25 protein-coding genes and 2 pseudogenes are annotated in these 26,926 nt (G+C 40.4%); 14 read left to right on the forward strand and 13 right to left on the reverse strand.

All coding sequences use genetic code 11. The annotated features are described in order from the left end of the window. Position 1 precedes the first annotated feature (1 nt). The 9 genes from L5B76_RS08415 to kbaZ all read right to left on the reverse strand — a co-directional run bounded on the left by L5B76_RS08415 (position 2) and on the right by kbaZ (position 8,202). Entirely contained in the window at positions 2-1,198 is a 1,197-nt protein-coding gene (locus L5B76_RS08415) for an anaerobic sulfatase maturase (protein WP_103853296.1), read from the reverse strand. 123 nt (positions 1,199-1,321) lie between these two features. Beyond that, positions 1,322-1,963, reverse strand: coding sequence for an RpiB/LacA/LacB family sugar-phosphate isomerase (locus tag L5B76_RS08420; RefSeq protein WP_265755038.1), 642 nt, complete (start codon positions 1,961-1,963; stop codon positions 1,322-1,324). Positions 1,964-1,998: 35 nt separating this feature from the next. Beyond that, positions 1,999-3,048: a glycoside hydrolase family 88/105 protein gene (locus L5B76_RS08425; RefSeq protein WP_265755039.1), complete on the reverse strand. Its 1,050-nt coding sequence runs from the start codon at positions 3,046-3,048 to the stop codon at positions 1,999-2,001. A 30-nt stretch (positions 3,049-3,078) separates the two neighbouring features. Next, positions 3,079-3,516: a PTS galactosamine/N-acetylgalactosamine transporter subunit IIA gene (agaF, locus tag L5B76_RS08430; protein WP_265755041.1), complete on the reverse strand. Its 438-nt coding sequence runs from the start codon at positions 3,514-3,516 to the stop codon at positions 3,079-3,081. Positions 3,517-3,584: 68 nt separating this feature from the next. After that, positions 3,585-4,457: a PTS system mannose/fructose/sorbose family transporter subunit IID gene (locus L5B76_RS08435; protein WP_265755043.1), complete on the reverse strand. Its 873-nt coding sequence runs from the start codon at positions 4,455-4,457 to the stop codon at positions 3,585-3,587. Next, complete coding sequence (agaW, locus tag L5B76_RS08440) at positions 4,447-5,217, reverse strand: PTS N-acetylgalactosamine transporter subunit IIC (RefSeq protein ID WP_265755045.1); 771 nt, start codon at positions 5,215-5,217, stop codon at positions 4,447-4,449. The genes L5B76_RS08435 and agaW overlap by 11 nt, the downstream gene beginning before the upstream one ends. 19 nt (positions 5,218-5,236) lie before the next feature. Further along, the gene (gene agaV, locus L5B76_RS08445) at positions 5,237-5,725 is read right to left on the reverse strand and encodes a PTS N-acetylgalactosamine transporter subunit IIB (RefSeq protein ID WP_265755046.1); all 489 of its coding nucleotides are present in this window, start codon (positions 5,723-5,725) and stop codon (positions 5,237-5,239) included. A gap of 17 nt (positions 5,726-5,742) precedes the next feature. Beyond that, positions 5,743-6,903 (reverse strand): SIS domain-containing protein, encoded by a 1,161-nt coding sequence (locus tag L5B76_RS08450; RefSeq protein ID WP_265755047.1) that lies wholly within the window; start codon positions 6,901-6,903, stop codon positions 5,743-5,745. Between the two features lie 15 nt (positions 6,904-6,918). After that, a complete protein-coding gene (kbaZ, locus tag L5B76_RS08455) occupies positions 6,919-8,202 on the reverse strand; it encodes a tagatose-bisphosphate aldolase subunit KbaZ (RefSeq protein WP_265755048.1) in 1,284 nt (427 codons plus the stop codon). Between the two features lie 261 nt (positions 8,203-8,463). On the opposite strand from kbaZ, the gene L5B76_RS08460 reads away from it, so the two are divergent. Further along, on the forward strand, positions 8,464-10,032 hold the full coding sequence (locus L5B76_RS08460) for a sulfatase family protein (RefSeq protein ID WP_265755049.1): 1,569 nt from the start codon (positions 8,464-8,466) through the stop codon (positions 10,030-10,032). A gap of 64 nt (positions 10,033-10,096) precedes the next feature. Then, positions 10,097-11,590, forward strand: coding sequence for a DUF2264 domain-containing protein (locus tag L5B76_RS08465; protein ID WP_265755050.1), 1,494 nt, complete (start codon positions 10,097-10,099; stop codon positions 11,588-11,590). A gap of 98 nt (positions 11,591-11,688) precedes the next feature. Here the strand turns inward: L5B76_RS08465 and kdgR are convergent, their stop codons facing one another. After that, positions 11,689-12,477, reverse strand: a complete 789-nt coding sequence (kdgR, locus tag L5B76_RS08470) for a DNA-binding transcriptional regulator KdgR (protein ID WP_265755051.1) — start codon at positions 12,475-12,477, stop codon at positions 11,689-11,691. A 162-nt stretch (positions 12,478-12,639) separates the two neighbouring features. Here kdgR and L5B76_RS08475 point away from each other — a divergent pair, with 162 nt between their 5' ends. Next, positions 12,640-13,581 (forward strand): sugar kinase, encoded by a 942-nt coding sequence (locus tag L5B76_RS08475; RefSeq protein WP_265755053.1) that lies wholly within the window; start codon positions 12,640-12,642, stop codon positions 13,579-13,581. 10 nt (positions 13,582-13,591) lie between these two features. Further along, positions 13,592-14,227 carry a bifunctional 4-hydroxy-2-oxoglutarate aldolase/2-dehydro-3-deoxy-phosphogluconate aldolase gene (locus tag L5B76_RS08480; protein WP_265755055.1) on the forward strand — a complete coding sequence of 212 codons (636 nt, stop codon included), beginning with the start codon at positions 13,592-13,594 and terminating at the stop codon, positions 14,225-14,227. An 81-nt stretch (positions 14,228-14,308) separates the two neighbouring features. Here L5B76_RS08480 and L5B76_RS08485 read toward each other — a convergent pair whose 3' ends face one another. Next, complete coding sequence (locus L5B76_RS08485) at positions 14,309-15,133, reverse strand: glycerophosphodiester phosphodiesterase (protein WP_265755057.1); 825 nt, start codon at positions 15,131-15,133, stop codon at positions 14,309-14,311. Positions 15,134-15,355: 222 nt separating this feature from the next. On the opposite strand from L5B76_RS08485, the gene L5B76_RS08490 reads away from it, so the two are divergent. From L5B76_RS08490 to L5B76_RS08515, 6 genes are all read left to right on the forward strand, one after another. Beyond that, on the forward strand, positions 15,356-16,429 hold the full coding sequence (locus tag L5B76_RS08490) for an ABC transporter ATP-binding protein (protein ID WP_265755059.1): 1,074 nt from the start codon (positions 15,356-15,358) through the stop codon (positions 16,427-16,429). Beyond that, entirely contained in the window at positions 16,426-17,295 is an 870-nt protein-coding gene (locus L5B76_RS08495; protein ID WP_265755060.1) for an ABC transporter permease, read from the forward strand. Before L5B76_RS08490 ends, L5B76_RS08495 begins: the two co-directional genes overlap by 4 nt. Continuing rightward, positions 17,292-18,134: an ABC transporter permease gene (locus L5B76_RS08500; protein ID WP_021461276.1), complete on the forward strand. Its 843-nt coding sequence runs from the start codon at positions 17,292-17,294 to the stop codon at positions 18,132-18,134. Before L5B76_RS08495 ends, L5B76_RS08500 begins: the two co-directional genes overlap by 4 nt. A gap of 23 nt (positions 18,135-18,157) precedes the next feature. Beyond that, positions 18,158-19,240 (forward strand): extracellular solute-binding protein, encoded by a 1,083-nt coding sequence (locus L5B76_RS08505; protein ID WP_265755543.1) that lies wholly within the window; start codon positions 18,158-18,160, stop codon positions 19,238-19,240. A 186-nt stretch (positions 19,241-19,426) separates the two neighbouring features. Beyond that, positions 19,427-20,728: a histidine-type phosphatase gene (locus L5B76_RS08510; protein WP_265755062.1), complete on the forward strand. Its 1,302-nt coding sequence runs from the start codon at positions 19,427-19,429 to the stop codon at positions 20,726-20,728. A gap of 93 nt (positions 20,729-20,821) precedes the next feature. After that, the gene (locus L5B76_RS08515) at positions 20,822-21,910 is read left to right on the forward strand and encodes an ROK family protein (protein ID WP_265755063.1); all 1,089 of its coding nucleotides are present in this window, start codon (positions 20,822-20,824) and stop codon (positions 21,908-21,910) included. A gap of 59 nt (positions 21,911-21,969) precedes the next feature. Here the strand turns inward: L5B76_RS08515 and L5B76_RS08520 are convergent. Next, positions 21,970-23,286: pseudogene (locus tag L5B76_RS08520) on the reverse strand (IS3 family transposase). Between the two features lie 142 nt (positions 23,287-23,428). Here L5B76_RS08520 and L5B76_RS08525 point away from each other — a divergent pair. Beyond that, positions 23,429-23,671, forward strand: coding sequence for a type II toxin-antitoxin system RelB/DinJ family antitoxin (locus tag L5B76_RS08525; RefSeq protein ID WP_115249106.1), 243 nt, complete (start codon positions 23,429-23,431; stop codon positions 23,669-23,671). Next, positions 23,661-23,944 (forward strand): annotated as a pseudogene (locus L5B76_RS08530) (type II toxin-antitoxin system RelE family toxin). Before L5B76_RS08525 ends, L5B76_RS08530 begins: the two are co-directional and overlap by 11 nt. Before the next feature lie 49 nt (positions 23,945-23,993). Here the strand turns inward: L5B76_RS08530 and efp are convergent. Beyond that, complete coding sequence (gene efp / locus L5B76_RS08535; protein ID WP_103854617.1) at positions 23,994-24,560, reverse strand: elongation factor P; 567 nt, start codon at positions 24,558-24,560, stop codon at positions 23,994-23,996. 34 nt (positions 24,561-24,594) lie between these two features. Here efp and epmB point away from each other — a divergent pair, with 34 nt between their 5' ends. Both epmB and L5B76_RS11615 read left to right on the forward strand, forming a co-directional pair. Then, positions 24,595-25,608 carry an EF-P beta-lysylation protein EpmB gene (gene epmB, locus L5B76_RS08540; protein WP_265755064.1) on the forward strand — a complete coding sequence of 338 codons (1,014 nt, stop codon included), beginning with the start codon at positions 24,595-24,597 and terminating at the stop codon, positions 25,606-25,608. A gap of 93 nt (positions 25,609-25,701) precedes the next feature. Beyond that, positions 25,702-26,919 carry a LysM-like peptidoglycan-binding domain-containing protein gene (locus L5B76_RS11615; protein WP_265755065.1) on the forward strand — a complete coding sequence of 406 codons (1,218 nt, stop codon included), beginning with the start codon at positions 25,702-25,704 and terminating at the stop codon, positions 26,917-26,919. The last annotated feature ends 7 nt before the right edge of the window (positions 26,920-26,926 follow it).

The raw sequence follows: 26,926 nt of genomic DNA on the forward strand, positions 1-26,926 counted from the left end.
TTTAGTTGATTATTTTCATAATATCTTCAGCCAACCCGCCACGCTGAATAATTTCCCGCATACGGTGCATCAAAGGTGCGGTTTGACGGAAGAAGAGTTGGTAAGAAGGACAAAGATAATTTTGTTTAAATTTTTCCCCTTTCAAATTCACAATACGATGCTTCGGACACCCGCCTTGACAAATCATTCTCACATCACATTTTTCGCAGGCTTTAGTGAGCGTTTCTTTTTTCGCCTTACCAAATTTTTGTTGCTTGGTTGAAAGTGCAATTTGATTGAGAGGCTGTTTATTAACATTACCTAAACGATAATCAGGATAAACATAATGATCGCAAGAATAAACATCTCCATTGGCTTCTACGATCATTGCGGTACCACAAGTTTCCGTATGAATACAGCTGGTGGAAGGATAACCCAACCATTGCCCAAGTAAGTTATCAAATTCACGCACGAAAATACGCCCCACATCTTGTCGAACCCATTCGGTAAACACGTCTAATAGGAAATGCCCGTAGCCATCTGCTGGTACAGAAAAGGGAGCCATTCGATAATTTTTTCCAGGACTATAATCACAACGTTGTAAGGAATAATTCGCCACTTCAACAATAGGAATAAACTGCATAAAAGTCGAGCCTAACTCTTTCAACGCTTGGTAAGTTTCCCGTCCTTTATCCCAGTTTTTATCATTAATTACAGTGAGCGTATTAAAATCCACTTCATATTCTTTTAATAGATCAATGGCTTTTTTCACCCGTTCAAATGTGGGCTGCCCATTGACAGAAATACGATAGCGGTCGTGAACCTCACTTAAACCATCCACAGAAATCCCTATAAGAAAATTATTTTCTTTGAAAAATTCTGCCCATTGACGATTAATCGCAATGCCATTGGTTTGAAAACCATTGGTAATCGTTTTGCCGTTAGCAAATTCTTTCTGAAATTGCACCGCTCTTTTAAAAAAATCCAAACCGAGTAAGGTGGGTTCACCGCCTTGCCACGCGAAATCAACGTGATCGCCTGCGTGGGATTCAATGTAGTTTTTGGTATATTGACGTAAAGTATCGTCAGACATTAGGCGAACGTTATGTGTTAGGACTTGCTCTTTTTCCAAATAAAAACAGTATTCACATTTGATATTGCAATGGAAACTACTTGGTTTTGCCATCATATGAAAATAAGCGGGTTGAGATTGACACATAAACAACTCCTAATGTGAAAGAAATGTTAGGTTAGGGAAACGATAATTCAATTTAACTAAAATTATCTGATAAGAGGGAAATTTCCTTTTCCCTCTTACATTGCATAAAAAGCAAAAACGAAATTAGCTATTTAATACTTCAGTAACGTAAGCACGAATTGCGTCATCTTGACAGTTGTCGAAGAAGCATTGTTGGAAGCGCTCACCGCTTACCGCTGTTTTCACCAATTCAGGATCGATAGCGCGTAAGGTATCTAAGTAGTTATCTTTTGCTACCGCTGCTTTCACTTGGTTTAAGATGCCAGCATTACGTACTTGTGGTTCACGACGTTCTACTGGATAGCCTTGTCCACGCTCACCTTCAAAGGCTTTTTCAAACATATAACGCACGTTTAATTCTGCCCCCCAGCCAAATCCTTTGGCAAAAGCTAAAGATAATGCGTTACCGTTATTGATTTGTGCGAATAAGAACGCGTCAGCAGGTTCTAAGCAGTAACCACACACCACACCTGGGTGCAGGTTTAATGACATTAATGCACCTTGCCCTGTACCACAACCTGTTACCACAAAATCAACGGCTTTTGAGTTTAATAAAATGCTCGCCATAATCCCTAAGTGGATATAAGTTAAGTGGTGATCTTGCTCGCTGTTCATTCCCACGTTATAAACGCTATGCCCTTTCGGCTCAACCACGTTTTTTAACTCATTTAAGATAATTGGATTTTTCGCCGCTTGGCTGTTTTCCATCATTAATGCAATTTTCATTTTTCTTTCCTTAATTCAATAATTAAAAGTTACCGTTATTCGGCTTGTAATTGATAAATTTCTGCTCCTGCAAGTAAGAAAGCACCCACACCGTAATCGATGTTGTCTTCTTCTTTCACTTCACGCGGATTGAAAGCAGGAAGCTGAATCCAGCCTAATTTGCCCTCAGAATTGACCGCACTTTCTAATGCTGCCCACGCTTTTTCAACCACTGGCAAATAAGTTGCACGATCTAAAATGCCTTGATTAATCCCCCAAGCTAATGCGTAGCAGAATAATGCCGTTGCACTGCTCTCTTTCGCAGGGAAAGTTTGCGGATCAAGTAAACTTGCTCGCCAGAAGCCATCTTCGTGCTGGAATGGCAAAACAATTTCCGCAAGCTGGCGGTATAGGGTTGAATAACGCTCGCGTTCTGGGTAGTCTTCTGGCATATCACGGAATAAACGTGGAATCGCTGCAATCACCCAGCCTACACCACGTCCCCAGAAGACTTTTTCACCGTTATCTTCACGTAACTCACCACCTTTGCCATCAGGAATGTAGCGATAATCACGGTAAAATAAGCCGGTTTCTTTATCTTGCAAATGATCGACCGAATCCCACCACGCTTGGTTTGCATAATCACGGTATTTGCTGTCGCCTGTTAAGGTGGATAAGCTGAAGAAAACCTGTGGTGCCATAAATAATGAATCACACCACCACCAATCTTCTCGTCCCGGTTTTGGATTGGCTAGCATATCTTCAACAAAGTTTAGGGTAGGCTCTAAGGCTTCTGGCTGATTAAATAGGGGATACACATCAAGGTAAGGCTGTGCACACACTAAATCATCGGCAAAGCGTGCGTGAGGGCCAGTGCGAAATCCCGTGTGTAGGGTATAATTTAATACCCCATCTAAAAATGTCTGTGCACCGGTTACTTTCCACGCATTAGAAACGCTCGCCCAAAATACGGCGCGATCCCAATCCGTATCTTTAATAAAACGTACACGCCCTGTACGGCGGATAACGGTGCGCGTTTGATGAGTTGCTTGCCATTGATAGACTTTTTCCATCAATGCAAGAATTTGCTGTTGTTGAGGGGTCATAACTTTTCCTCTGTGTTGTGAGCAAAATAATTAGAGTCCGTCCGATTCACCTTCATCGTCTTGTGAAAGTGCGGCTAAATCTTGACGTAAATTTTTAATTTGGCTAAATTCGCCATTCGCTAATAACTCGGTTAATTCACCTAAGCTAAATTCTTCGCGTTCAAGTGCGGCATTAACGATCATAGATAAATTCGTGCCTGCCACTACCTCCACATTTTCATCTTTTAATAGAAGGTTAATTGCACGATTGCAAGGAGAGCCACCATACAGATCAACTAAAAACAACACGCCATCGCCTGTATTTACGCGATCTTTTGCGGCAAGTAATGCGGCTTCTAATTCATCTGTTGTCATTGATTCAACAAAATCTACAAATTCTAGTTGTGGTTGTTTGCCCACAATGGCCTCTACCGCAGAACGCATTCCCGATGCAAAATTAATATGACCTGATACTACAATACCTAACATAAGTTATCCTTACTTTATCCTATTGATAAGGAAAATGAGGTTTCCCCCATTTTCCTTTATCCCAAATGTTAAATAATACCGATTAAATGCCCAATCACACCAAAGGCAAGGGTGCTAAAGATAAGCACTGGTGGTTTAGCCCAAAAGCCTGTACCTTTCACTAATTTAAACATTAAAAAGACTAATGCTAAAGGCAATAAGTTTGGCATAATTTTATCAAACAAGGCCGATTGCAATTCCACCGCTTTGCCCCCCATTGTAATGGTGGCTGTGGTTTTAAACTTGATAAAGGTGGCACACAACGCCCCAATAACGAAGATCCCCATAATATTTGCCGCTTTCGCAAGACGCTCGGTAGAATCACTCATATTCACCATTGCCGCCGTACCAGCTTTGTATCCCATAAACATTAAGCTGAAATACACGAAGAAGTGCATAATTTGATAAAGGATAAAGAACACAAATGGGCCAGCAATCGATCCTTCCATTGCAATTGAAGAACCTAAGGCAAGGGTTAATGGCATAATGGTCATATGGTCAATCCCATCACCAATCCCACCTGTTGGTCCCATACCTGCCACTTTCATTACATTAATGGTAGAAGGTTTTTCTTTGTTCTCTTCCATTGCAATGGCTGTACCAAGCAAGAAAGTGAACAATTTCGGACTCGCATTGAAAAATTGTAAGTGGTTTTTTAGTGATTTTGCTAAGTCATATTTATTATTGCCGTGAATTTTTTTCAACGCAGGAATAATTGAATATGCCCAACCACCCGCTTGCATCCGCTCAAAGTTGAAGTTACCTTCCATAAATAAACCGCGGATTGCACATTTCCAAAGATCACCTTTTGTAATCACTTTACGCACAGTTTGATCTTGATATGCGTCAATATCATCAACAAGGCTTTCTGTTACTTGATTTTTTACATTTTTAGATTCCATCTTCGAACTCCTGTGCTTGAGATTGGTTGTTGTTATTGCTGTTACCTGAGAAGTAGAAATAAAGGACGGCGATTGAACCACCAATAATTGCGACTGCCATAATTGGAAGTTTTAAATACGTGGTTGCAACAAAGCCGATAAAGAACACACCTGCCATTTGTTTTGACCACATAATTTTTAATAACATCGCAAAACCGATAGCTGGAACAAGACGCGCACCTAAACCAAGACCTTTTAATAGCTCTGTTGGTGTGTGAGTATTAATCCATTCGGCTGCGTGTTCACCGAAGTAAACAGTAACAAAGGCCACCACAGCATATAGTAACGCACGGACAGAAATTGTTGAAATGAGAAGAAAATCTAACCCATTTGGATTGGCTTGCTCAGCATATTCATCAGCTTTACCCATTGTGAAAGAAGTAAGCGCAAAGAAGCCGATAATTAACATTTGCATCAATACTGCAATAGGCATACCTACACCCATTGCTACTTCAGCAGATTGTCCTGTCATTACCGCAAAGGCAACCGCGGCAATGGTTCCCATTGTTACATCAGGTGGCTGAGCCCCTGCATTTGGTACTAAACCTAACCACGCAAGCTCTAAGGTTGCTCCAGTGATTAAGCCTAATTGCAAATCGCCCATAATCAAGCCAACAACAGGCCCGGTAATGAGTGGACGGTGAATATTTAATGCGACATCGTATTTGTCGATTCCGCAGAAAAACGCCCAAACTGCGACTAATAATGCTTCGTAAAACATAAACGCTCCTTATCGTAAATTAAAGATATTGTTTAATATCGATTTCCTGCGCATCTGGGGTATTTTGGATAGTGCAAGTTACACCTGCATTTACCATTCTACGGAATGCGTCAAGGTCTTTTTCATCAACTGAAACAGTTTTAGTAATTTGGTTTTTGCCTTCGTGGAAGTGCATATTACCAATATTACAATGTTTAATTGGCACCCCACCTTCAACCAAACGTGCTACATCTGTTGGGTTGTTGCACAAAATAAAGATTTTTTGTTGTGGTGATGCTTTATGAATAACATCAATGGTTTTTTGAATAGTGAAAAAACGCACCGCATATTCCCCGCCTGCAGAGGCTTTCATTCCTGCTTGCATAAATGCAGCATTTGGACCTTCTGCGGCTTCATCATTCGCCACTAAAATCAAATTGGCTTCTGAATGTTTACCCCAAGTAATTTTAATTTGACCGTGAAGTAAACGCTCATCAATACGGGTCCAGACAATATTAGGTGTTGACATAAAACTCTCCTTAATAATTATGAATGAAATGGGTGAATGATAACGCCTTGAACCACACGGTTTACTTCACCTGTTGGGCAAGGATTATCTGTGGTAATACCACGGGTAAACGAACTATAAAATGAATTAATTTGTGCAAAGACAATGTACGGGAACAATAGTGCATAATCTGGTGCATCAGCAAAGCCTGCGATATTCACTACATCTCGTCCTTCTACGCCCGATTGTGCGGTTAAGCACACAATGCGTGTTGCAATACCATCTCTGCATAATTCATTATATAAATCAAGATCATATAAACGGGTATAAGGTTGATTTGATAAAAACTCTACAACCACCGTTTTAGGATTCACAATAGATTTAGGCCCGTGACGGAAACCGAGTGGTGAATCATAGGTTGCCACAATGCGTCCTGCGGTTAATTCCAAAATTTTCAACGCAGATTCTTGTGCAAGGCCTTGTAAGCCACCGCTACCTAAATAGATAATGCGTTCCATATCAACCTTAGAAAGTTGGCGAGCATAATCCACATAACGAGGGATCAATTTTTCTGTGGCATCGCAAATAAATTGTAGCTGTTCAACTACTGAGCCTTTTGGCAATAAGAACACAGAAAGCGCTGATAACATCATTGAGCTAAAGCTAGATGTCATTGCAAAACCGCCGTCATTGGTTTGTGGTGGCATTAATAAAGCTAAAGTGCGGTCATTTTTTTGTGCATTTTGATATAACGCACCTTGCTCATTACAAGTAATGAATAAGTGATAACAATTAGTTAAGCACTGATTGGCTAACTCTACCGCAGCCACACTCTCAGGGCTGTTACCTGAACGTGCGAAAGAAATTAATAAGGTTGGCACGTCCTGTGCAAAATATTGGTAAGGATTAGACACAATATCTGTTGTGGCAATGGATTCCACACGTTTATCCGTTAAGGTTAAAACGAAAGGCTGTAAGGAATGTCCCACGAAAGCTGAGGTTCCTGCACCAGTGAAAATCACATGTCCATTAGCCGCATTCATTACAGGCGCAATGAAATCTAAGATTTGCTGACGTTGCGCTTCCACTGTCTGTAATGCTTGTAACCAAGCCTGAGGCTGATGCTCAATTTCTTTTGCGGTCATAATGGCTTTACCTGCCACTAATTCGCTTTCTGAAAATCCTAAATAACTTGTCATCTTATCTATCCTCAATTATTTATTGAAAAAACTTGCTAAGGCGTATTGGCGAACAACCGCACGCACTTTGTCTAGCACTAATTCTCTACCGCGTGGTGCAAGTGTGCCTTCGCGCACAGCAACATATTGCTCTGGTAAATATTGGCTTAATAGTGGTAATGGAATATCCAGATTTTCAAAATTCGCTAACAATTTCTCCACTGCCGTAGCAATTTCAGGATTTGTCCAGTAATAACGAATACGATCACTAAAGCTAAAACTTCTTGCAAAACGCTGTTCTAATTCAGTGCCGTGATAATATTTTTGCCAGTTTTCTGGGTGTGCTAACATTTGCTCTTCAAGCACAGCGAGTAAGTTGGAACGTTGCTCTGCTGGGAATAAATAGTCTTCCATTGCACATAAAGCATATAAACCTTCACGCAATGCAAACGTTAATGCCGGCCCAACTTTTAAAATCGCAAAGTGATTTTTTACTAAGGCTTTGTAAGCTTCTTCTGTTTGATAATCAGTAGAATGCGCTTCAAACACTAAATTTTCATAATCATTGACCACTTGGCTTAAGGCTTGTACTTTCTCTGGAATAAAATCAATCACTTTAGTGTGATCAAATTCCACGCCCGGCTGCACCACTAAACCAATTACGCGTGGCCAAATATGTTCTAACCCAACGCGTGCAAAGGCTTGTTGGTGGGCATTAATAGTGGCTTTCGCAGCACTTGGTGAAGTTACCTCTAATTCAGCGATTTCTTCTGCTTCACCACCTGGGACAGGAACTTCTGTGCCAACAATGTAAACGATACGATCAGCAAAGCCATTTTTCGCTGCCGTTTGTTCTGCAACTACAGCCAAACGCGCGGCACGCTCTGCCACAATTTCATCAGACAATGGCACTGGATCGCCTTTACAAGACATACTGCAATCTAAGTGAATTTTTTCAAATCCTGCTGCCACATAAGCTTCAATCAGTTTCTCGGCATTGGCCATTGCTTCATCTGCGGCCAATCCTTGCCAACGATTAGGGCCTAAATGATCGCCCCCTAAAATTAATTGATCACGCGGAAAACCCACTTGGTCAGCAAGCTGTTCAACGAAATGACGAAAATCTGCTGGCGTCATTCCTGTATAACCACCGAACTGATCCACTTGGTTAGACGTCGCTTCAATCAATAATGGGGTGTTATCTTGCTTCGCTTGTAATAATGAGGCCTCTAAAACTAGAGGATGTGCAGAACACACGGAATAAATTCCTACTACTTCACCTGCTTTATGTTGTTTAATCAGTTTCAGTAATGTACTCATTTTGGATTTTTCCTTTTCTTTTGATATGGATATTTTACCAAGCAATTTGTTTCAAATTGTTTTGAGCGGATTATAACGAACGCAATCAAAAGAAAAAAATACAAAAATCGAAATCTGTGATCTAATTCACAAAATAAAATATTTTTTCTAAAACGATGTTTTAAAATGTGGAGATTAGGATTTTTTTATGAAAAAATAACCGCACTTTGTTTATTAAGAAGTAGCGCAAAGTGCAACTAAGTCAAAGATAAGGAGTAATCAATGAGTATTTCACGTCGTAATTTTATTAAAGGTGTTGCGACAACCGGTGCGGCAGCAGCGCTGTCAACCACTGCGGTAAATGCAGTCGCCAATAATAATGCTAAAGATTCAGCCAAAAAATCCAACAACCCACCACTGAACCTATTAATCGTATTCCCAGATGAAATGCGTGCAATGGCGCAAGGGTTTAAACATCAAGATCCCGCCATCACTCCGCATTTAGATGCTTTTGCTAAAACGGCTAAAGTGATGGATCAAATGGCGTCAAACTATCCCCTTTGTTCACCATTCCGCGGTATGTTTATGACAGGTAAATATCCGCTACACAATGGGGTAACAGGTAATACCCACGACTACGGCGGTAAAGTGGGAATTGAACTTTCACCTTATGCGAAATGTTGGTCTGATGTATTAAAAGATGAAGGCTATTCATTAGGTTACATTGGTAAATGGCATTTGGACGTGCCACAAGAACCGTACATTAAGAGCTACAACAACCCAATGGAAGGACGCTATTGGAATGATTGGACACCACCAGATCGCCGCCACGGTTTTGATTTCTGGTATTCTTACGGCACTTATGATTTACACTTAAAACCAATGTACTGGGGCAATGACACACCGCGTGAATACCCAGAATACGTAGATCAATGGGGGCCTGAACACGAAGCGGATATGGCGATTAAATATCTTCGCAATGAAGGTAATCAATATCGCGATCCAAGCAAACCGTTCGCCTTAGTGGTTTCAATGAACCCACCTCATTCCCCTTATGATCAAGTGCCACAAAAATATCTTGATATGTATCCGCAAAGTTCTAAAGAACTCAACACACGCCCAAATGTCGATTGGGATAAAAAATATCAAGAAGGCTACGGTCCGCAATATTTCAAAGAATACTTGGCGATGGTTTCAGGGGTTGATGACCAATTTGGCCGCATTCTTGCCGAACTTGACAAACAAGGCCTGGCAGACAACACCTTAGTAGTGTTCTTCTCTGACCACGGTTGTTGTATGGGGTCTCACGGTGCACCAACCAAAAATAATATTTATGAAGAATCAATGCGCGTGCCAATGATGTTCCGCTTACCGGGCAAAATCCCTGCGGGTGTGAATGAAAGCTTAATGTCTGCGCCAGATATTTATCCAACCATCTTAGATCTTCTTGGCTTCAAAGATAGCATTCCAGATAGTGTGGAAGGGGTGAGCTTGGCAGAACAAGTGCTACACGACAAAGGGGTTAGCCCAACTTCTCAGCTCTATCTCTTTGTTCCTTATGGTCAACCTTCTTTCGGAAGACGTGGCGTGCGTACCAAAACTCACACATTAGAAGTTGATCGTCAAGATGGCGAACCATTGAAATATAAACTCTTTGATAATGTGGCAGATCCATACCAAATGAAGAATATTGCAGATAGCAATCCTGAATTGGTACAAAAACTGATCAAAGAAGAATTATTGCCTTGGTTAGAAAAAACCGGTGATTCTTGGCGTCCAGTGGAGTTCATTACTGGCCCAACGAAAAAAATGAAAAAGCAACTTGAAAGCTGTGCTACACCAAAAGCTTAATCGTTGCTAATTGCTCTCACTGAAGCTATTTGTGTCTTCAGTGAGAGTATATAGGAGCAAATAAATGACAACAGATCCCAAAATTCGCTTTACTGAACGACCTTATTTAGCTCACGAACATCCCCAATTTCAGGATTATTGGCGAGCCTTTAAGGAAAGATTGCAGCGTTCAATAAAACGAAAAGCCTGCTTTAGCAAAACCGATCCTCTTATTGATAAACAGCTAAAACAGGCATTTACGCAAGATTCCACTTTTTCACAAGAAAAGTTTGAATTACTGGTTGAATATTTTATTCGCTCCTTTTTTCATTATGCCAATGATGACTATGCCCGTGCCGATTATCACGGTTATCCATCAGAACAAGGAATGGTTTCTGATTCTATTGAAGGGGCGGCACGCAATTATCCTCTGTTAGCCGCCTATTTACACTATCAGTCAGATCCCTCTCATCCCCTTTTTCAGCAAGTTCAACAGGCTTTATCAACGGGTTTTCTCAATGCAACCAATCCCAATCATTCAGGTTACTGGGGAAAGTTAAAAAGTTTTCAGCAAACAATCTGCGAAAGTGCTGATTTCGCCCTTGCCCTTTGGCTGAGTAAAGCCCATATTTGGCAACACTACAACGCTTCACAACAGCAACAGATTATTGATTGGCTACGTCAAATCAATCACGTGCAAACGGTGGACAATAACTGGCATTTGTTTATCTTATTAGTGCAATTGGTCGTCAAAGATCTTGCTGGCATTGATGAAATCAATCAAGAACGCTATCAACGCATTAAAGAATTTTATGTTGGCAATGGCTGGTTTAGGGATGGCGAAAAAGGTAATTTCGATTACTACAATTCTTGGGGCTTTCACTATGGGTTATTTTGGCTCGATCAAATCGCTCCAGATTTTGACCGCACTTTTATTCAACAAAGTGCGGTGCAATTTTGTCAAGATTTTCATTATTTATTCGCGCCACAAGGCTTTGCTTTTTTTGGTCGTAGCCTGCCTTACCGTTTTGCTGCACCGACGGCGTTAATCAGCACAATGATTCAGCAAGAAAAAACGAATGGACAAGGAAAACGTATCCTATCTCAACTCACCCATTTTTTTATTCAACAGCACGCTATTCAACAAGGCAATGTTACCCAAGGACTCTTTGAAACAGATAGGCGACTGGTTGATCCTTACAGCGGTGCGGCAAGTGGGTTGTGGTCGCTGCGTCCTTTTATTTTATTACTTTATGCAGGTCAAAAGATTCATTTCTGGCAAACTGCCGAACAGCCACTTGCCATTGAAAAACAGGATTATGATATTCAAATCCCAGCGATTAATTTACGCATTATTGGCACACAAGCAACCCAAGAAATTATCGCCCAATTTCAGCATCAACAATACCCCAATTTGCCGTTCCAACAAGCCTGTTTACAACAGCAGAATGGACGAATGAAGATCATAGAATGGCTTTGTGGGCGTTCCACTCGAGGCAAAAATAATTTACTACGAAAAGGAGTAACGACATTTTCATCAAAACTCTCTCTTTATCTTTCCAATAAAGAGAAAAAATAACAAAAAAACCACCGCACTTTTCTATGCAACAGTTTTATGCGAAGGATAAATTAGCAAAAAATAAGGCGGAATAATCCGCCTTAACCAATTTTGCAATGCTATTCCGCTACTGGATAATGCTGATAACCTAACTGTTTAGACACATTTCTGCCTGCTTGATGTAATAACTCGACTAACTGAGTAAAATTCTCTTGCTCAAAACGCACTACAGGAATGGAAATAGAAATTGCTGCAATGGTATGACCAAAACGATCATAAATAGGTGCAGCAACGCAACGCAAACCTAATTCTTGTTCTTCATTATCTTCTGCATAATATTTTTGTCTAACGCCAACTAACTCTTGTTTTAATTCGTCAATATTTTTAAGGGTATGCGTGGTATGGGGGACAAATTCTACATTCTTCAATAATGTTTCTACCTCAGTTTCTGGTAATGCAGATAATAATACCTTACCAATAGCTGTACTATAAGAAGGGTTTCTTCTCCCGACTCGTGAATACATTCTTAAATTATATGTAGAATCAATTTTATGCAAATAAACTATTTCATTTCCATCTAATGCGCCTAAATGTAAGGTTTCGCCTGTTTGCTTTGAAATCACTTCCATTTCTTTATTAGCCAAGTCAATCAGATCGACATATTCTAATGCTCTTGCACTCAGTTCAAATAATTTTAGGGTCAAACGATATTTATCTGTTTCGCCTTCTTGTGAAACAATACCTAGCCCTTTCATTGTTTGCAAAAAACGGTATATCGTACTTTTTGACATCATCAGACGTTGAGCAAGATCTGTTACACCAATTTCTTTTTGTTCGCTTAATGCATCAACAATACCAAAAACCTTCAATACTGATGATACAACATCGGGTTGAGTATCTTTTTCCATAGTGCCTCTACATATCAATCAAAAATTATCAAAATAATATTAACACAAGCAATATTTTTGAAAAGAAGAAAAAGCAAAACAATATTTCATTTTTATTGAATGAAGACCATAATAAACTTATAATAACGCTTATTTCACTCACTTTAATTAAAGGGGGAAACAGTGAAAAAAATTGCAATTATCGGCGAATGTATGATCGAACTCAACGGTGAACCATTCGGGAATATGTGGCAAACCTATGGAGGTGATACCTTAAACACCGCCACTTATCTCTCTCGCATTAGTTCCCCTCACGACATCGAAGTTCACTATATTTCCGCAATGGGTAATGACAAACTCAGCCAACAAATGATCCAACATTGGCAACAAGATCACATTCATACGGAAAATGTGCTGATTGATCCCTCACGCCAAGCGGGGCTTTATTTAATCCAGTTAGATAAATTTGGCGAACGCACTTTCCTTTACTGGCGTTCTGAATCTGCCGCACGTTATTTACTCCAACACCCTGAGTATCCTCAAGTACAAAACAACCTTGCTGAAATGGATATGATTTATTTGAGCGGAATCTCTCTTGCGATTTTGCCTGATGCAGATCGTAATACCCTCATTAACCAGCTTCAACAACTGGCTAAACAAGGGGTAAAAATTGCTTTTGACAGTAACTACCGCCCAAAACTTTGGGAATCCGTACAAAAAACACAAGAAATTTACACCGCACTTTATCCGTGCATTCATCTTGCATTAGTTACCTTTGATGATGAACAAGCACTCTGGGGAGATGAACAACCTGCACAATCAATACAACGTTTAAAACAACTTGGGGTAAAAAATATTGTCCTGAAGCAAGGTAAAGAAGGCGCATTATTCTGCGATGAACAAGGCAACCAGCAAAATGTTGCCACCACACCTGTAACTAACGTGGTGGATACCACCTCTGCAGGCGATGCCTTCAACGCAGGCTTTTTAAACGGCTATTTGCGTGATAAATTACCGCAACAATGCAGCCAACAAGGCAACCAAGTCGCAGGCATCGTCATTCAGCATAAAGGGGCGATTATTGACAAAAACGCCACCGCACACCTAATTGATCAATTTAACTGAGGAATAAGCAATGAACACAGCGCAAATTATTGAAAAACTTCGCCAATTAAAAGTGATCCCCGTGATCGCCTTAGATAACGCACAGGATATTCTTCCCCTTGCGGAAACCTTAGCCAGCAACGACTTACCAGTGGTGGAAATCACTTTCCGCTCAGCCGCAGCGGAAGAAGCAATCCGCTTAATCCGCCAGCATAACCCTTCTATCTTAATCGCTGCTGGCACGGTGCTAACCAGCGAACAAGTGGTACAAGCGAAAAATGCAGGCGCAGATTGCATTGTTACCCCAGGCTTTAACCCGAAAATCGTGAAGCTTTGCCAAGAGTTGGATATTCCTGTAATGCCGGGAGTGAACAACCCAATGTCTATTGAAGCGGCATTAGAATTAGGCATAACCGCAGTGAAATTCTTCCCTGCCGAAGCCTCAGGCGGCGCAAAAATGATCAAAGCCTTACTTGGCCCTTATGCACAATTACAAATTATGCCAACGGGCGGAATCAGCGTAAACAACATTAAAGACTATCTCGCCATTCCAAACGTAGTGGCTTGCGGCGGTTCTTGGTTCGTAGAAAAATCCCTTATCAACAGCCATAACTGGGAAGAAATCGGCCGTTTAGTACGTGAAGCCGTAGCAATTACCAATGCTTAACAGAAAAACAAAGTCTTAAAATAAAAGTGCGGTGGAAAATTTTGAAAAATTCCACCGCACTTTTTCTTATAATTCAGAACATCAATAAGGCACTTTCCCCGCTTTTTCAATTAATGATTTAAGATACGGAATATCATCGTGGCTGAGCATATCGATTAATCCCTCGCGTAGCCATTGGATAATTTCGCTTTCTGTATCATAGCCGTATTTTTGATTGTACATTTCTAACACGGGGATTTCTTTGGATTCGTGCAGATACATTCTCACTGACAGCCCTGCTTTTTTGTAGGCAATTAAATCTTCTTTGCCAACATAGTGGTATTCCACGCAAACACTGCTGGCGTTTGATCCCAACACCGCACTGAGCTGATCGTTATAGCGTGCGAGGGTAACCACTTGCAACCGCAAGGCTGGCAATAAGGCTTTCACTTTATTAATTAAAACGTGATCAAAGCCTAATAATAAAATTTGATCCACTGTATTGGTACGTTGCAAAATCTCAGCTAAGACTTCCGCAAAACGCTGATGATTGCGACGTTGTTTAGCTTCTACAATTAACCCTACATTATTTTCTTGCGCCCATTTTAAAACGGTTTCTAACTCTACAATATGCGTGCCTTTGAAAGCGGGGGAAAATTTCTCACCGAAATCATACTGCTGTAATTCAGCAAGTGTCATTTGTTCCACATATCCTTCACCATTAGAAACACGTTCAATAGAAAAATCGTGAATAACCACAATTTTTTCATCTTTTGTCATTGCAATATCCAGTTCAATGCTATGTGTCCCCGCTTCTAATGCGCCAATAAAGGCAGGCATTGTATTTTCTGGATACTTGGCACTATAACCACGGTGGCTATTTGCGAGAATGATTCCTTTCTCTGTTACATTAAATTCAAATGCCATTTTTAACCTCTCTCTTACATTCAATTTAAAAACTAAACTCATTTTAGAGACAATAGAAATATCACGCAAACACTATTACAACCAAAGGGAGAAAATATCTAATTTTCGTGATCAAACTCACAAAAACAAACTTAAATGAGTTTATTTTTTAAATTGTAATTGATCGCGCTTTATCTTCTAGTTTAGAGTATTCACGAAATTATCATCGAGGAGAAATCGATTATGGCAAAACTAGAATTACGCAATATCACCAAAAAATTTGGTGATTTCTATGCAGCAAATAACATCTCTTTTACTGCTGAAGAAGGGGAATTCGTTACGCTACTCGGTCCTAGTGGCTGCGGAAAAACCTCTTTGCTTAAATTAATTGCAGGCTTTCACCGTGCCGATGAGGGGGAAATTGTCATTGGCGATCGTCAAGTCAATGACATTCCACCAGAAAAACGGAATACCGCAATGTGTTTTCAATCCTATGCGCTTTTTCCTCACTTAAATGTTTCTCACAATATTTGTTATGGCTTGAAACAAAAGAAAATTCCTATTGATGAACAAATCTCACGCTTAAATGTGGCATTAAAACAAATGGATTTAGAAACCCAGAAGCTAAAATTACCTTCTGAGCTTTCAGGTGGTCAGCAACAGCGTGTTGCCCTTGCCCGTGCAATGGTTACCCGTCCTGATGTGATTTTATTCGATGAACCGCTCTCTAATCTTGATGCCAAACTGCGTGAAAGCGTACGCTTTGAAATTAAGCAACTTTCTCATCAATATAATCTGACCAGTATTTATGTTACCCACGATCAGGCGGAAGCCTTGTCAATGTCAGATAAAATTATCGTGCTAAATAAGGGATCAATTGAGCAAGTGGGAACACCGCAAGAAATTTATTATCAACCGAACAACCGCTTTATTGCTGATTTCATTGGTGTCGCAAACATCACCAAAGCAAACGTAAAACACTGGCAAGAGGATCTCTATCAGGTGGATTCCTTATGGGGCAAATTCGTTGTGCAATCGGCACATAAACCTGTGGCTGAGAATATTTATATTTGTTTCCGTCCTGAAGATGCGATCCCTTGTGAAGCTGATAGCAATGTAGAAAATAAATTTAGTGTCAAGGTTCTACAAACCGCCTTTATGGGGAATATGACTGAAGTGCAAGGCTTGGTTACCTCTGGCTTGCCAAATGAAAAAGTGCGGTTGCAATTAACCAAGTTTTCACCGTTATTAAATCAGTCAGAACAATTACATTTCACCCTTGCTCGTGATGCCATTCGTTTCTTGGAGGCGGTATGAAATCCTTAAAACAAGATCTCAAAGCCTGGCTACTGCTTGGAACAGGGCTTGGCACCATTTTATTATTAATGGGTTCGACCTTTTATTTAGTGGTTGCACAAAGCTTTGGATTACAGAATATGTATGGCGAACCGTCCCACTTCACGTTTGATTATTGGCAAGAAGTGTTAAGCAACCCTATCTTTCATAAATCATTTTGGTATTCGGTGCGGGTTTCTTTTCTGGGTGCGGTATTTTCCATTTTAGTGGCTTACCCCATTGCATTATGGTTACGCAATCCGATTAAGGGCAAAGAATTTATCGTTACCTTTTTCCGTATGCCAATGCTTGTGCCGGGATTAGTGGCGGCATTCTTATTTATGAATATGATTTCCTACCACGGTATTCTTAATGAAACCTTAGTTTGGTTAGGCATTTGGGAACAACCAAAATCCTTGCAAAATGACAGCTTTGGTTGGGGAATTGTGATTTTGCAAATGTGGAAAAATATTCCATTCGCCTTAATTCTTGTTGGCGGTGCGGTGAATTCTCTGAAAAGCGATCTCTTTGATGCGGCGTCAAATCTGGGTTCAAACAGTTGGCAGCGTTTTATTTATGTGATCTTCCCTCTCACACTGGGTGCGGTACAAGTTTCCTTTATTTTGATTTTTATCGGCGCATTAGGGGATTTCGCCTTTTATAGCATTGCCGGCCCACGTGATACCTATTCGCTAGCTCGCTTTATGCAAATGAGCGCCTATGAATTTGAAGAATGGAATCAAAGTGCGGTGTTAGCGATGGTGATTATGCTCACCTCTGCACTCGCGTCAATTTTAATCACGCTGATTATTCGTCCATTATCTGTTAAACGAGGAGCGGTAAAATGAACAAAATACAAAGCAAAAACACACGTTTAATCAACCGCATTGTGCTGATCTTTTTTGTGGTAGTCAATTTTGTTTGGCTCGTTTTGCCGTTCCTAATGGCAGGATTATGGTCGCTTGTTGATCCACAACATCCTTGGAGCTATCCAGATATTTTCCCACCTGTGCTGTCTTTTGAGCGTTGGCATTATGTGTGGGAAAACACCGCCCTGAAAGAAGCAATGTTGAATAGCTATACCATTGCGCCGATTGTTTCTTTAATCGCCATCACGCTTGCCTTACCAACAGCTTATGCCTTTGGACGAATGGAGTTTCGTGGTAAAAAAATTGCCGAACTTATTACCTTAATTCCTTTGGTGATCCCTGGAATGATCATTGCGCTATTCTTTAGTGCGGTGTTAATTCAGCTCAACATTAGCAATCCAATGATCGGCATTATTATCGGGCATACGGTAATGACATTGCCTTACGCGATTCGCATTTTGTCTTCAGGATTTTCTTCCGTTCCGCAAGATTTGATTGATGCCAGCCGTGATCTTGGTGCGTCAAAATTCACCACCTTTAAAGATGTGTATCTGCCGATGCTTAAGCCCGCATTTTTAGCCTCCATTATTTTCTGTTTAGTGAAAAGTATTGAGGAATTTAGTATTTCTTTTGTCATCGGTTCGCCAGATTTTATCACCGTGCCAACCATACTTTATTCTTTCTTGGGCTACTCTTTCATTCGCCCAAATGCCGCCGTGGTATCGATTATCTTATTAATTCCGAATGTTATCTTGTTACTCATTATCGAGCGTTTATTGAAAGGTAACTATTTATCACAATCCACAGGCAAAGCCTGATTTCCACCAGAGGAGAAACAATGATGAAAACTCGTCTTATCAAAACCGCATTAATCAGTTTAGGGCTAACCACCGCCCTGTCCGTTCCGGCTTCCCAAGATCTCAGCCAAAAAAGTTGGGAAGAGATTGTAGCGCAAGCTAAACAAGAAGGCTCGGTAACCTTTAGCGTGTGGTATTTACAACCGCAATTCCGTCTTTTTGTCAAAGATTTTGAAAAAACCTATGGCATCAAAGTGAAAATCCCAGAAGGAACACTAGATGGCAATATGAACAAGCTCATTGCTGAAAAATCACTAAGCAAAGGCAAAATGGATGTGATCGCCATTGCGGCGGATAACTACCCGATTGTGCAGAAAAATGAGGTATTAAGAAATCTCGATAAATTGCCAAATTTCGCCCAAGCTAACCACGCCTTACAAGGGGTAAAATTTGACAATCAAGCAATGGGATTTTGGGGCAATCAAACAGGCTTTGCTTATGATCCATTACGGGTTTCAGAAGATCAATTACCACAAAGTTGGCAAGAAACCGTTACCTACATTCAAACTCACCCGAAAAAATTTGGTTATGCCGATCCAAATGGAGGGGCTTCAGGTAAAGCATTTATTTTCCAAGCCTTACTTAATGTAAGCGGTCAATATGATTATCAAAACACGCCATTTGATGCTGCTCAAACGAAAAACTGGCAAAGCACCTGGGATTGGTTTAACCAAAACAAACAAAATATGGTTCGTACCGCCTCTAACGCAGATAGCTTAACACGCTTAAATGATGGGGAATTAGATATTGTTTCTGCGTGGCAAGATCATTTATTTAGCTTACAAAAACAAGGTGCGGTTACCCCAAGATTGAAATTCTATGTGCCAAAATTTGGTATGCCGGGCGGTGGGAATGTCGTCGTTGTCGCACAAAATGCGCCACACCCAGCAGCAAGTTTGGTGTTCGCCAACTGGCTAGTCTCCCCAGAAACCCAACAAAAATTAGCCGCTCATTTTGGTATTCGTCCATTAAATGCGGAAGTCGGCGAAGCGGATATACCATTCTTCCCATTAGATTGGAGCAAAGCCGCGATTGCAGATTTCACCAAAGAAGTGATCGCCAAATAACATTGTTGATGAGTTAAGGTTCTGCCTTAACTCATTTTTTCTCTCTTTTTTTGATTATTGTTCCAACAAAAGCAAGTTAGATTTAATATTGTTAGTGCAAAAGTGCGGTTAAAAATTTTGCAATTTTTAGGGCATTTCGTGCCAATAATACCCTTTCCTTTCTATCCTAATCTTGGAGGACATTCTATGAAAAAGCTCACCTTAAGCCTTAGTTTACTTAGCAGCACATTGTTTTATGCCACAAATCTTAATGCGGCGCCTAATGTGCCAGACAATCACCAAGCAGAAGCGCTACAATTAGAAAAAATCGTGATTTTTAGCCGACACGGTATTCGCACACCCTTAGTGGGAAAAGACAGCATTTTATCTCAAGCCACGCCCTATCAATGGGTGAAATGGCAAGATAAAACAGGCTATCTCACTGCCAAAGGGGCAAGATTAGAAAAATTATTCGCGGCTTACTGGTCTGAATGGTTGCAACAAACTGGCATTCTGTCATCACAATGCCCGAAAGATGATCTCTTTATTTACACCAACGCTCGCCCGCGCACCATTGATACAGGGGTAAGTTTTGCTAAAGGAGCATATTCCCATTGCGCCATTAGAGTGAATTATCTTGGCAAATATAACACGATGGATAACACCTTTAACCCAGTGATTCGCAGTAAAGTAGATAAAACCTTTGAGCAAAAAGCCCGCAACGCAGTCGATGAATTAGTCGGTAAAGGAGGATTTGCTCAGCTAAACGCACATCTACAAAGTAATTTCAACGCCCTTGCACAAACGTTAAATCAAACACAATCCCCCTTATGCCAAGAAAAACTCTTATGTAATTTAGACCAAGAACCTAATACCCTCACCTTCACTCAAGGAAAAGAACCGAAAACCACAGGTGCATTACGCGATGGAACAGGGGCAGCTGATAGCTTCCTACTGCAATATTATGAAGGCTTTCCTGCTAAAGATGTGGCTTGGGGTCGCATTAATAATCAACAAGATTGGAAAAAAATTGTTGATATCAAAGAACGCTACAACCAATTATTATTCGGCACGCAAATAATGGCAAAAGAAGCAGCCACGCCGCTGCTCACCTTTATTCAAAATAGTTTTAAAGACTACGGTTACCAACACCCTTATATTGAAAACGCACGCAATGCCAAGGTCGTATTGTTGGTCGGACACGATTCTAATGTTGGTTCGCTCTTACCATTATTAAAAGTAAAACCTTACCACCTGCCCGATCAACTGGAAACGACACCAATTAGTGGCAAAGTTGCCTTTGAAAAATGGGTCTCGCCAAGTGGCGAAGCCTTTATGAAAGTAGAATACGTTTATCAAACCATTGATCAATTACGTAATGGCACGAAACTCACTTTGACTAATCCACCAAATCGTATTACCTTACAGCTAGAAGATTGCCCAACCAATGCGCAAGGTTTATGTAAAATGGCTGATTTTTATCAAGCTGTTGAAAATGCGTTAAAATAATACCGCACTTTTATCTGTGTAAATTAAGGTAAAATTGACTGAGAAGCCTCTCTGATCGCCAAAGTGAGGCTTTTATTTCATAAAGATAGAAAAATGAAAAAAGATAATTCCGTATTCAATTTAAAATCTAGCGAAAAATTGTTATTACGCCTCATTCGCCAATATGCCCCTTCACGCAAGGAACTCAGTACATTATCAGGCTTAACCGCAGGGGCAGTAACACAATATTGTCGCAAACTCTTGTTTCTTGGCTTAATCAAAGAAACGGAAAAAATGGTAAAAAAACGGGGAACGCCTTCTTTTCATTTAACCTTAAATCCCAACGCCTGTTGCTCTATTGGGGTTACCTTTTCTGATCACGCATTTCAGCTGGCGATTGTGGATTTTGTTGGTAATAAAATTGCGAATGAACGCTATGTATATGACAATATCGTACAATTTGATGAATTATGCCAAAAAATTCATAGTGCTGTTACGCAATTGCTTGAAAAGAAATTTTTGTCTGAAGCCAAAATCCTTGGTATTGGTTTCTCCCTTTCTGGCTATCTCTTGGAAGACAAATCGATTTCCTCCCCTTGGTTTCCTTTATTACAAAATATTCCTAATTTAGCCACAGTATTGAGCGAAAAATTGGGCTACCCTTGTTATATTGAAAACAACATCAACACCGTAGCCTTAGGTGAATATTATTCAGGTTTATGGAATGATATTGACGATATGGTAGTTATCAGCCTTGATTTTGGTATTGGCGCAGGCATTATTTCACAAGGTAAACTGATCCGTGGTGGGTTTGGTAATGCGGGAGAAATCGGCTTATTATTCCCCTATAACTCGCCTAGACCAAGTTGGAAAGATCTCACCGAAAAACTTGGCGAAGATAATCATCAAACAAACTTATTAGACAACACCGCGGTAAAAACTTGGCTAGCACATAGCCAGCCCCAAGTGCTGTCTCTCATTCTCTCCGCCATTGCGTGGCTTGACCCCAAAGTCATCGCCCTAACCGGAATGTTGCCTCAAATCTTAATCAACCAACTGATTAATTACGTTAAAAATGCAGAACAACTACAAAACATCAACCGCACCTCAGCGCAACTGAGCGCATCAAAGATAAAATTTGAAGATATTTCCATCGGCGCTGCCATTGTGCCAATTTATCACTTCTTACAAGATGATGAGTAAATAATAAAGTGCAGTGAAAAATTCTGATCTGCCCCCAAAAAGTTAGACTATATTCTAATTTAATTCAAGGACTGAGTTCTGTATTCCACAGGGCTTAGTCCTTTGAGCTTCACTTGAATACGCTCATTGTTGTAGTAATGAATGTACTCGTGAATCACTTTTTCAAGCTGTTCAAAGGTTTTAAACCGCTTGCCAAAGTAACATTCCGTCTTCAATCGCCCGAAAAAGCTTTCCATCGCACCATTATCAAGGCAATTGCCTTTTCTCGACATACTTTGCGTAATACCGTGTTTTTTCAATATCTCCCGATAACCCATCATTTGATACTGCCATCCTTGGTCGGAATGCAGTATCGGTTTTTCCCCCGCTAATCGGTTCACCGCCTGGGTCAACATTCTGGTTATCTGCTCAAAACTCGGACTTCTCGCCACATCATAAGCAATAATTTCGTTATTAAACAAGTCTTTAATCGGCGATAAATACACTTTGCCTTCCGCACATTTGAACTCGGTGATATCCGTTACCCACTTCTCATTCGGCATCGTTGCCGTAAAATCCCGTTGCAACAGATTATCGGCAATGTGTCCCACTTTGCCTTGGTAAGAACGATATTTTTTCTGCTTACTTTTTCCTTTTAACCCCAAACGTTGCATTATCGCTAGCACCCTTTTGTGGTTGATAATCAAGTATTTCCTTAATTCCAAGGTAATTCGACGATAACCATAATTTTCGTCATTTTTGCGATAAATTTCCTCTATTTTCTGTGAAATCACTACATTTTTATCTGCCTTTGGCTTGAGATGATAAAAGAACGAACTGCGTGCCAATCCGATTAGCCTGAGTAACAATTCCAACGGGAAACGCGAGCGTAAGGCATTTACGATGACGGCTTTTTCTGCATTTTTTGTTGGTTGAGTTCCTGCAACTTTTTTAGCATTGCATTCTCCGCTTCTAATTCCAAAATTCGGTAACGCAAGCGTTCTTCTTCTGTTTTGGGCGTTGGTGGCATTTTAGGCGAGTTGAGTTTCATACTTGGACGACCTTTAGGTTTGAGTAATAACCCATCTATACCTTGTTTTTCAAAGCGTTGCAACCATTGACTAATTATCCCTGAACTGGGGATATCAAACGGCTTCAGCGGAGCACTGGCCTTTTTTGATAGCTTGAATAACCTTTAATTTAAACTCAACAGAATAATATCGTTTTTTACCTAACACAGCTAATCCATTGATTCCATTATGATTAAATTTCGCAATCCAACGTGCTAACGTTCTTTGAGGAAGCTGAAAATACTGGCGAGTAAGCGAACGGTTTTTTCCATTTTGATGATAAAAGTCGAGCACTTGTTGTTTGAAACGTTGAGTATATTTAGTCATAAAAAATCTGCACCTTAATCAGTTGGTTGTTTAGTCCAACTTTTGGGGTGCAGATCATTCCAGCGCACTTTTTCTTTATCTTGTTGTTATTGTGCGTAATGCAAAATAGCATTACAATTATTACAAAATAGAAGGAGGAAAAATGGCAACACTTAATATTCGTCTTGATGATGAACTAAAACAAGAAGCTTATGCGGCATTACAGAAAATGAACCTGACGCCAAGTGAAGCGGTAAGATTACTATTCCAATATGTAGCGCAAAATAATAAATTTCCTATTCAAACTGTGTTAGTCAATGATGAAGATCTTGAATTGCTCGAAACTGTTCGTCATCGCCTAGCCCACCCCGAAAAAGGCATTAAGGTTAGCTTAGATGAGCTATGAGCTAGTTTTTGATCCAAGAGCGTTAAAAGAATGGCGTAAACTTGGTGAAAATATAAAGCACAATTTAAGAAAAAATTGGCTGAGATTTTGCGTAATCCTCGCATTGAAGCTAATCGGCTTAGTCATTTTCCTGATTGCTATAAGATAAAACTACGCAATGCGGGATACCGTTTGATTTATCAAGTTCAAGATGAGCAAGTGGTTGTTTTTGTCGTGGCTATCGGTAAACGAGAAAACAGCCAAGCTTACAAAGAGACAAAAACAAGGCTATAAAAAATCCGTACTGTTGTACGGATTTTTTGTATTTGCTTTACGCTGAAAATTACTTCACACGCGAAACATATTCGCCAGAACGGGTATCAACTTTAATCACTTCGCCTGTTTGTACGAATAATGGCACGCGTACCACTGCACCAGTGCTTAATGTGGCTGGCTTACCACCTGTACCTGCGGTATCACCTTTCAAGCCTGGGTCAGTTTCCACGATTTCTAATTCCACAAAGTTTGGTGGGGTTACAGAAATTGGTGCACCGTTCCATAGGGTTACGATACAATCTGCTTGGTCTAATAACCATTTTTCTGCATCGCCCACCGCTTTTGCGTCTGCTGAATATTGTTCAAAGGTTTCTGGGTGCATAAAGTACCAGAAAGCGTCATCTTTGTAAGAATAGGTTAAGTTTAAATCCATTACATCAGCCGCTTCCACAGATGTACCTGATTTAAAGTTCACATCTAACACTTTGCCAGAAATTAATTTACGAATGCGAGTACGAGTAAATGCTTGACCTTTTCCCGGTTTTACAAATTCATTTTCAACGATCACGCAAGGCTCGCCATCTTGCATAAATTTTAGACCTGGTTTGAAGTCAGTGGTAGTATATGTAGCCATATTATCCTCAAATAAAAAGAGATTGTTTTTAAAAGTGCGTATTTTAACCCGAAATATCCCCATTAGAGAAGTAGAAAATTGGGCAGATCATCTCGCAAATGCCATTTCTGATCCCAAAGTCTTGCTGGAACACTTAAATCTTCCCCTTTCTCTTTTTGAAAAAGATTTTGCCGCGCGCAAGCTGTTTGCCTTGCGTGTTCCCTTGCCTTTTGTGGAACGAATGGAAAAAGGCAATCCAAATGATCCGCTCTTTTTGCAGGCAATGACCTCGCATTTAGAATTTGTGCAAGCGGAAGGATTTAGCAAAGATCCTTTAGAAGAACAACAAACCGCCGCGCCAAATATTTTGCATAAATACCATAACCGTTTGTTATTTATGGTAAAAAATAGCTGTGCGATTAATTGTCGCTACTGTTTCCGCCGTCATTTTCCTTATGCTGAAAACAAGGGTGATAAGAAAAATTGGCAAAAAGCCTTGGACTATATCGCGCAACATTCAGAAATTGATGAAGTGATTTTCTCTGGCGGCGATCCCCTTATGGCGAAAGATCACGAGCTAGAATGGCTGCTAAAACAATTAGAAAAAATCCCGCACTTACAGCGTTTACGCATTCACAGCCGTTTGCCTGTGGTGATTCCGCAGCGTATCACTGACGAATTTTGCGAGCTGCTGGTACAATCTCGCTTGCAAACGGTGTTGGTTACCCACATCAATCACCCCAATGAAATTGATGAGCATTTGGCGCACGCAATGACGAAACTGAAAAATGCGGGCGTAACCTTGCTTAACCAAGCGGTGATGCTGAAGAATATAAACAACAATGCCCACACGCTAAAAGCCTTGAGCGAGCAACTTTTCCGCATTGGCATTCTGCCCTATTACTTGCATTTGTTTGATAAAGTGGAGGGCGCGAGCCATTTTTATCTTGATGATGAAAGTGCGGTGGAAATTTACAAAGAATTACAAAAGCTCACTTCAGGCTATTTAGTGCCGAAATTAGCACGCGAAATTGCCAATGAACCAAATAAAACTTTATATTCTGCCTAATTGCTAATGGAACAATGGCAAAATATCCTTTAAAATAAGCAAAATTTGCACCGCACTTTATTTTAGTGCTTTTATTAACATAAGGTATCAACTGTGACTGAACAACATAAACCAGAAAATAACGCAGCCAACAAGGCGCAAAGTGAACTTGATTTAGAATTTAATCAAATGGAACCGATTACCCCTAAAAAACCTGTTAGCCAAGAGCCTTCTTTACTTGATAAAGCAAAAGAAATGGTGAGTTCGTTAGGCAAAAAAGAAGGGGCTTCAACAGAAACCAATACAGTTGAAACAAGCGAAAGCGAAGTATTGGTAGAAAACAATGGCGCAACAGAAGAAGTGGTTGTTGAACAAAGCACGCAAACACAAGATGAGCCGATCAGCAGAAATCTTAATAAGCCTGAACGTTGGGCTATTTTAGGCTTCATTCCGCCAAAATATCGCCGTATTTTCATCGTATTATTACTGGCGGTGATCATTTTGTTGATTATCTCTTGGTTAAAACCAAGTTCTGATACCGTCAATGCGTTTGAACAGCCGTCAAACAGCATTCCAACTCAGTTCCAATCGCTCAATCAAGAGCAGCCAATGGAAAATAATGTGTTGGATAACTTAAACCAAGGGCAACCTGCACAGCAAGCAGATGCGCAAAACGCACAAAGTGGCAGTGAGAATGCTCAAACAGCAGTAACAGCAGCAAACGCAGAAAATAATGCCAACGATGCGCAAAACAATGACACAACAGCGCAATCAGCAGCACAAACTACAACGCAAGCTGAACAACCTGTTGCCGTAGCCAAACCACAACCTGCCCCTGTTGAACCGAAAAAAGCGGTAGAAACAACAAAAGCAGTAGCACAAACTAAACCTGTTGCCCAACAAGCAAAACAACAGGCGAAACCTGTGGCAAAAGCGACAACACAAACAACAAAACCTGCTGCGAGCAAAGCAAAGACAGAAACTAAAGCGCAAACAGCACAAAGCGTGAAAAAAGCTGAACCTAAAGCAGAGAAAAAAGTTCCTGTGGTGGAAGCAAAACCAGCTACAAGCAAAACTGCAGGCACAAGCAAAACCCTCACCATTCCACAAGGCGTTTCGCTTATGCAAGTCTTCCGCGATAACAATCTGAATATTTCTGATGTGAATGCGATGACAAAAGCGAACGGTGCAGGCAATACGTTAAGCAGCTTTAAACCCGGTGATAAAGTACAGGTTTCACTCAATTCGCAAGGCCGTGTTGAACAGCTTCGCTTAGCGAATGGTAGCACCTTTATTCGTCAGTCGAATGGTACTTATCAATATAAAAAATAATCTCTCA

The organism is Avibacterium sp. 21-594 (assembly GCF_026226815.1).
Taxonomy (GTDB): Bacteria; Pseudomonadota; Gammaproteobacteria; order Enterobacterales; family Pasteurellaceae; genus Avibacterium; species Avibacterium avium.

What these genes read in the sequence shown, in the direction of transcription:
- L5B76_RS08415 (WP_103853296.1), bottom strand. Translation starts at nt 1,198, where the DNA reads ATGTGTCAATCTCAACCCGCTTATTTTCATATGATGGCAAAACCAAGT.
- L5B76_RS08420 (WP_265755038.1), bottom strand. Translation starts at nt 1,963, where the DNA reads ATGAAAATTGCATTAATGATGGAAAACAGCCAAGCGGCGAAAAATCCA.
- L5B76_RS08425 (WP_265755039.1), bottom strand. Translation starts at nt 3,048, where the DNA reads ATGACCCCTCAACAACAGCAAATTCTTGCATTGATGGAAAAAGTCTAT.
- agaF (WP_265755041.1), bottom strand. Translation starts at nt 3,516, where the DNA reads ATGTTAGGTATTGTAGTATCAGGTCATATTAATTTTGCATCGGGAATG.
- L5B76_RS08435 (WP_265755043.1), bottom strand. Translation starts at nt 4,457, where the DNA reads ATGGAATCTAAAAATGTAAAAAATCAAGTAACAGAAAGCCTTGTTGAT.
- agaW (WP_265755045.1), bottom strand. Translation starts at nt 5,217, where the DNA reads ATGTTTTACGAAGCATTATTAGTCGCAGTTTGGGCGTTTTTCTGCGGA.
- agaV (WP_265755046.1), bottom strand. Translation starts at nt 5,725, where the DNA reads ATGTCAACACCTAATATTGTCTGGACCCGTATTGATGAGCGTTTACTT.
- L5B76_RS08450 (WP_265755047.1), bottom strand. Translation starts at nt 6,903, where the DNA reads ATGACAAGTTATTTAGGATTTTCAGAAAGCGAATTAGTGGCAGGTAAA.
- kbaZ (WP_265755048.1), bottom strand. Translation starts at nt 8,202, where the DNA reads ATGAGTACATTACTGAAACTGATTAAACAACATAAAGCAGGTGAAGTA.
- L5B76_RS08460 (WP_265755049.1), top strand. Translation starts at nt 8,464, where the DNA reads ATGAGTATTTCACGTCGTAATTTTATTAAAGGTGTTGCGACAACCGGT.
- L5B76_RS08465 (WP_265755050.1), top strand. Translation starts at nt 10,097, where the DNA reads ATGACAACAGATCCCAAAATTCGCTTTACTGAACGACCTTATTTAGCT.
- kdgR (WP_265755051.1), bottom strand. Translation starts at nt 12,477, where the DNA reads ATGGAAAAAGATACTCAACCCGATGTTGTATCATCAGTATTGAAGGTT.
- L5B76_RS08480 (WP_265755055.1), top strand. Translation starts at nt 13,592, where the DNA reads ATGAACACAGCGCAAATTATTGAAAAACTTCGCCAATTAAAAGTGATC.
- L5B76_RS08485 (WP_265755057.1), bottom strand. Translation starts at nt 15,133, where the DNA reads ATGGCATTTGAATTTAATGTAACAGAGAAAGGAATCATTCTCGCAAAT.
- L5B76_RS08490 (WP_265755059.1), top strand. Translation starts at nt 15,356, where the DNA reads ATGGCAAAACTAGAATTACGCAATATCACCAAAAAATTTGGTGATTTC.
- L5B76_RS08495 (WP_265755060.1), top strand. Translation starts at nt 16,426, where the DNA reads ATGAAATCCTTAAAACAAGATCTCAAAGCCTGGCTACTGCTTGGAACA.
- L5B76_RS08500 (WP_021461276.1), top strand. Translation starts at nt 17,292, where the DNA reads ATGAACAAAATACAAAGCAAAAACACACGTTTAATCAACCGCATTGTG.
- L5B76_RS08505 (WP_265755543.1), top strand. Translation starts at nt 18,158, where the DNA reads ATGAAAACTCGTCTTATCAAAACCGCATTAATCAGTTTAGGGCTAACC.
- L5B76_RS08510 (WP_265755062.1), top strand. Translation starts at nt 19,427, where the DNA reads ATGAAAAAGCTCACCTTAAGCCTTAGTTTACTTAGCAGCACATTGTTT.
- L5B76_RS08515 (WP_265755063.1), top strand. Translation starts at nt 20,822, where the DNA reads ATGAAAAAAGATAATTCCGTATTCAATTTAAAATCTAGCGAAAAATTG.
- L5B76_RS08525 (WP_115249106.1), top strand. Translation starts at nt 23,429, where the DNA reads ATGGCAACACTTAATATTCGTCTTGATGATGAACTAAAACAAGAAGCT.
- efp (WP_103854617.1), bottom strand. Translation starts at nt 24,560, where the DNA reads ATGGCTACATATACTACCACTGACTTCAAACCAGGTCTAAAATTTATG.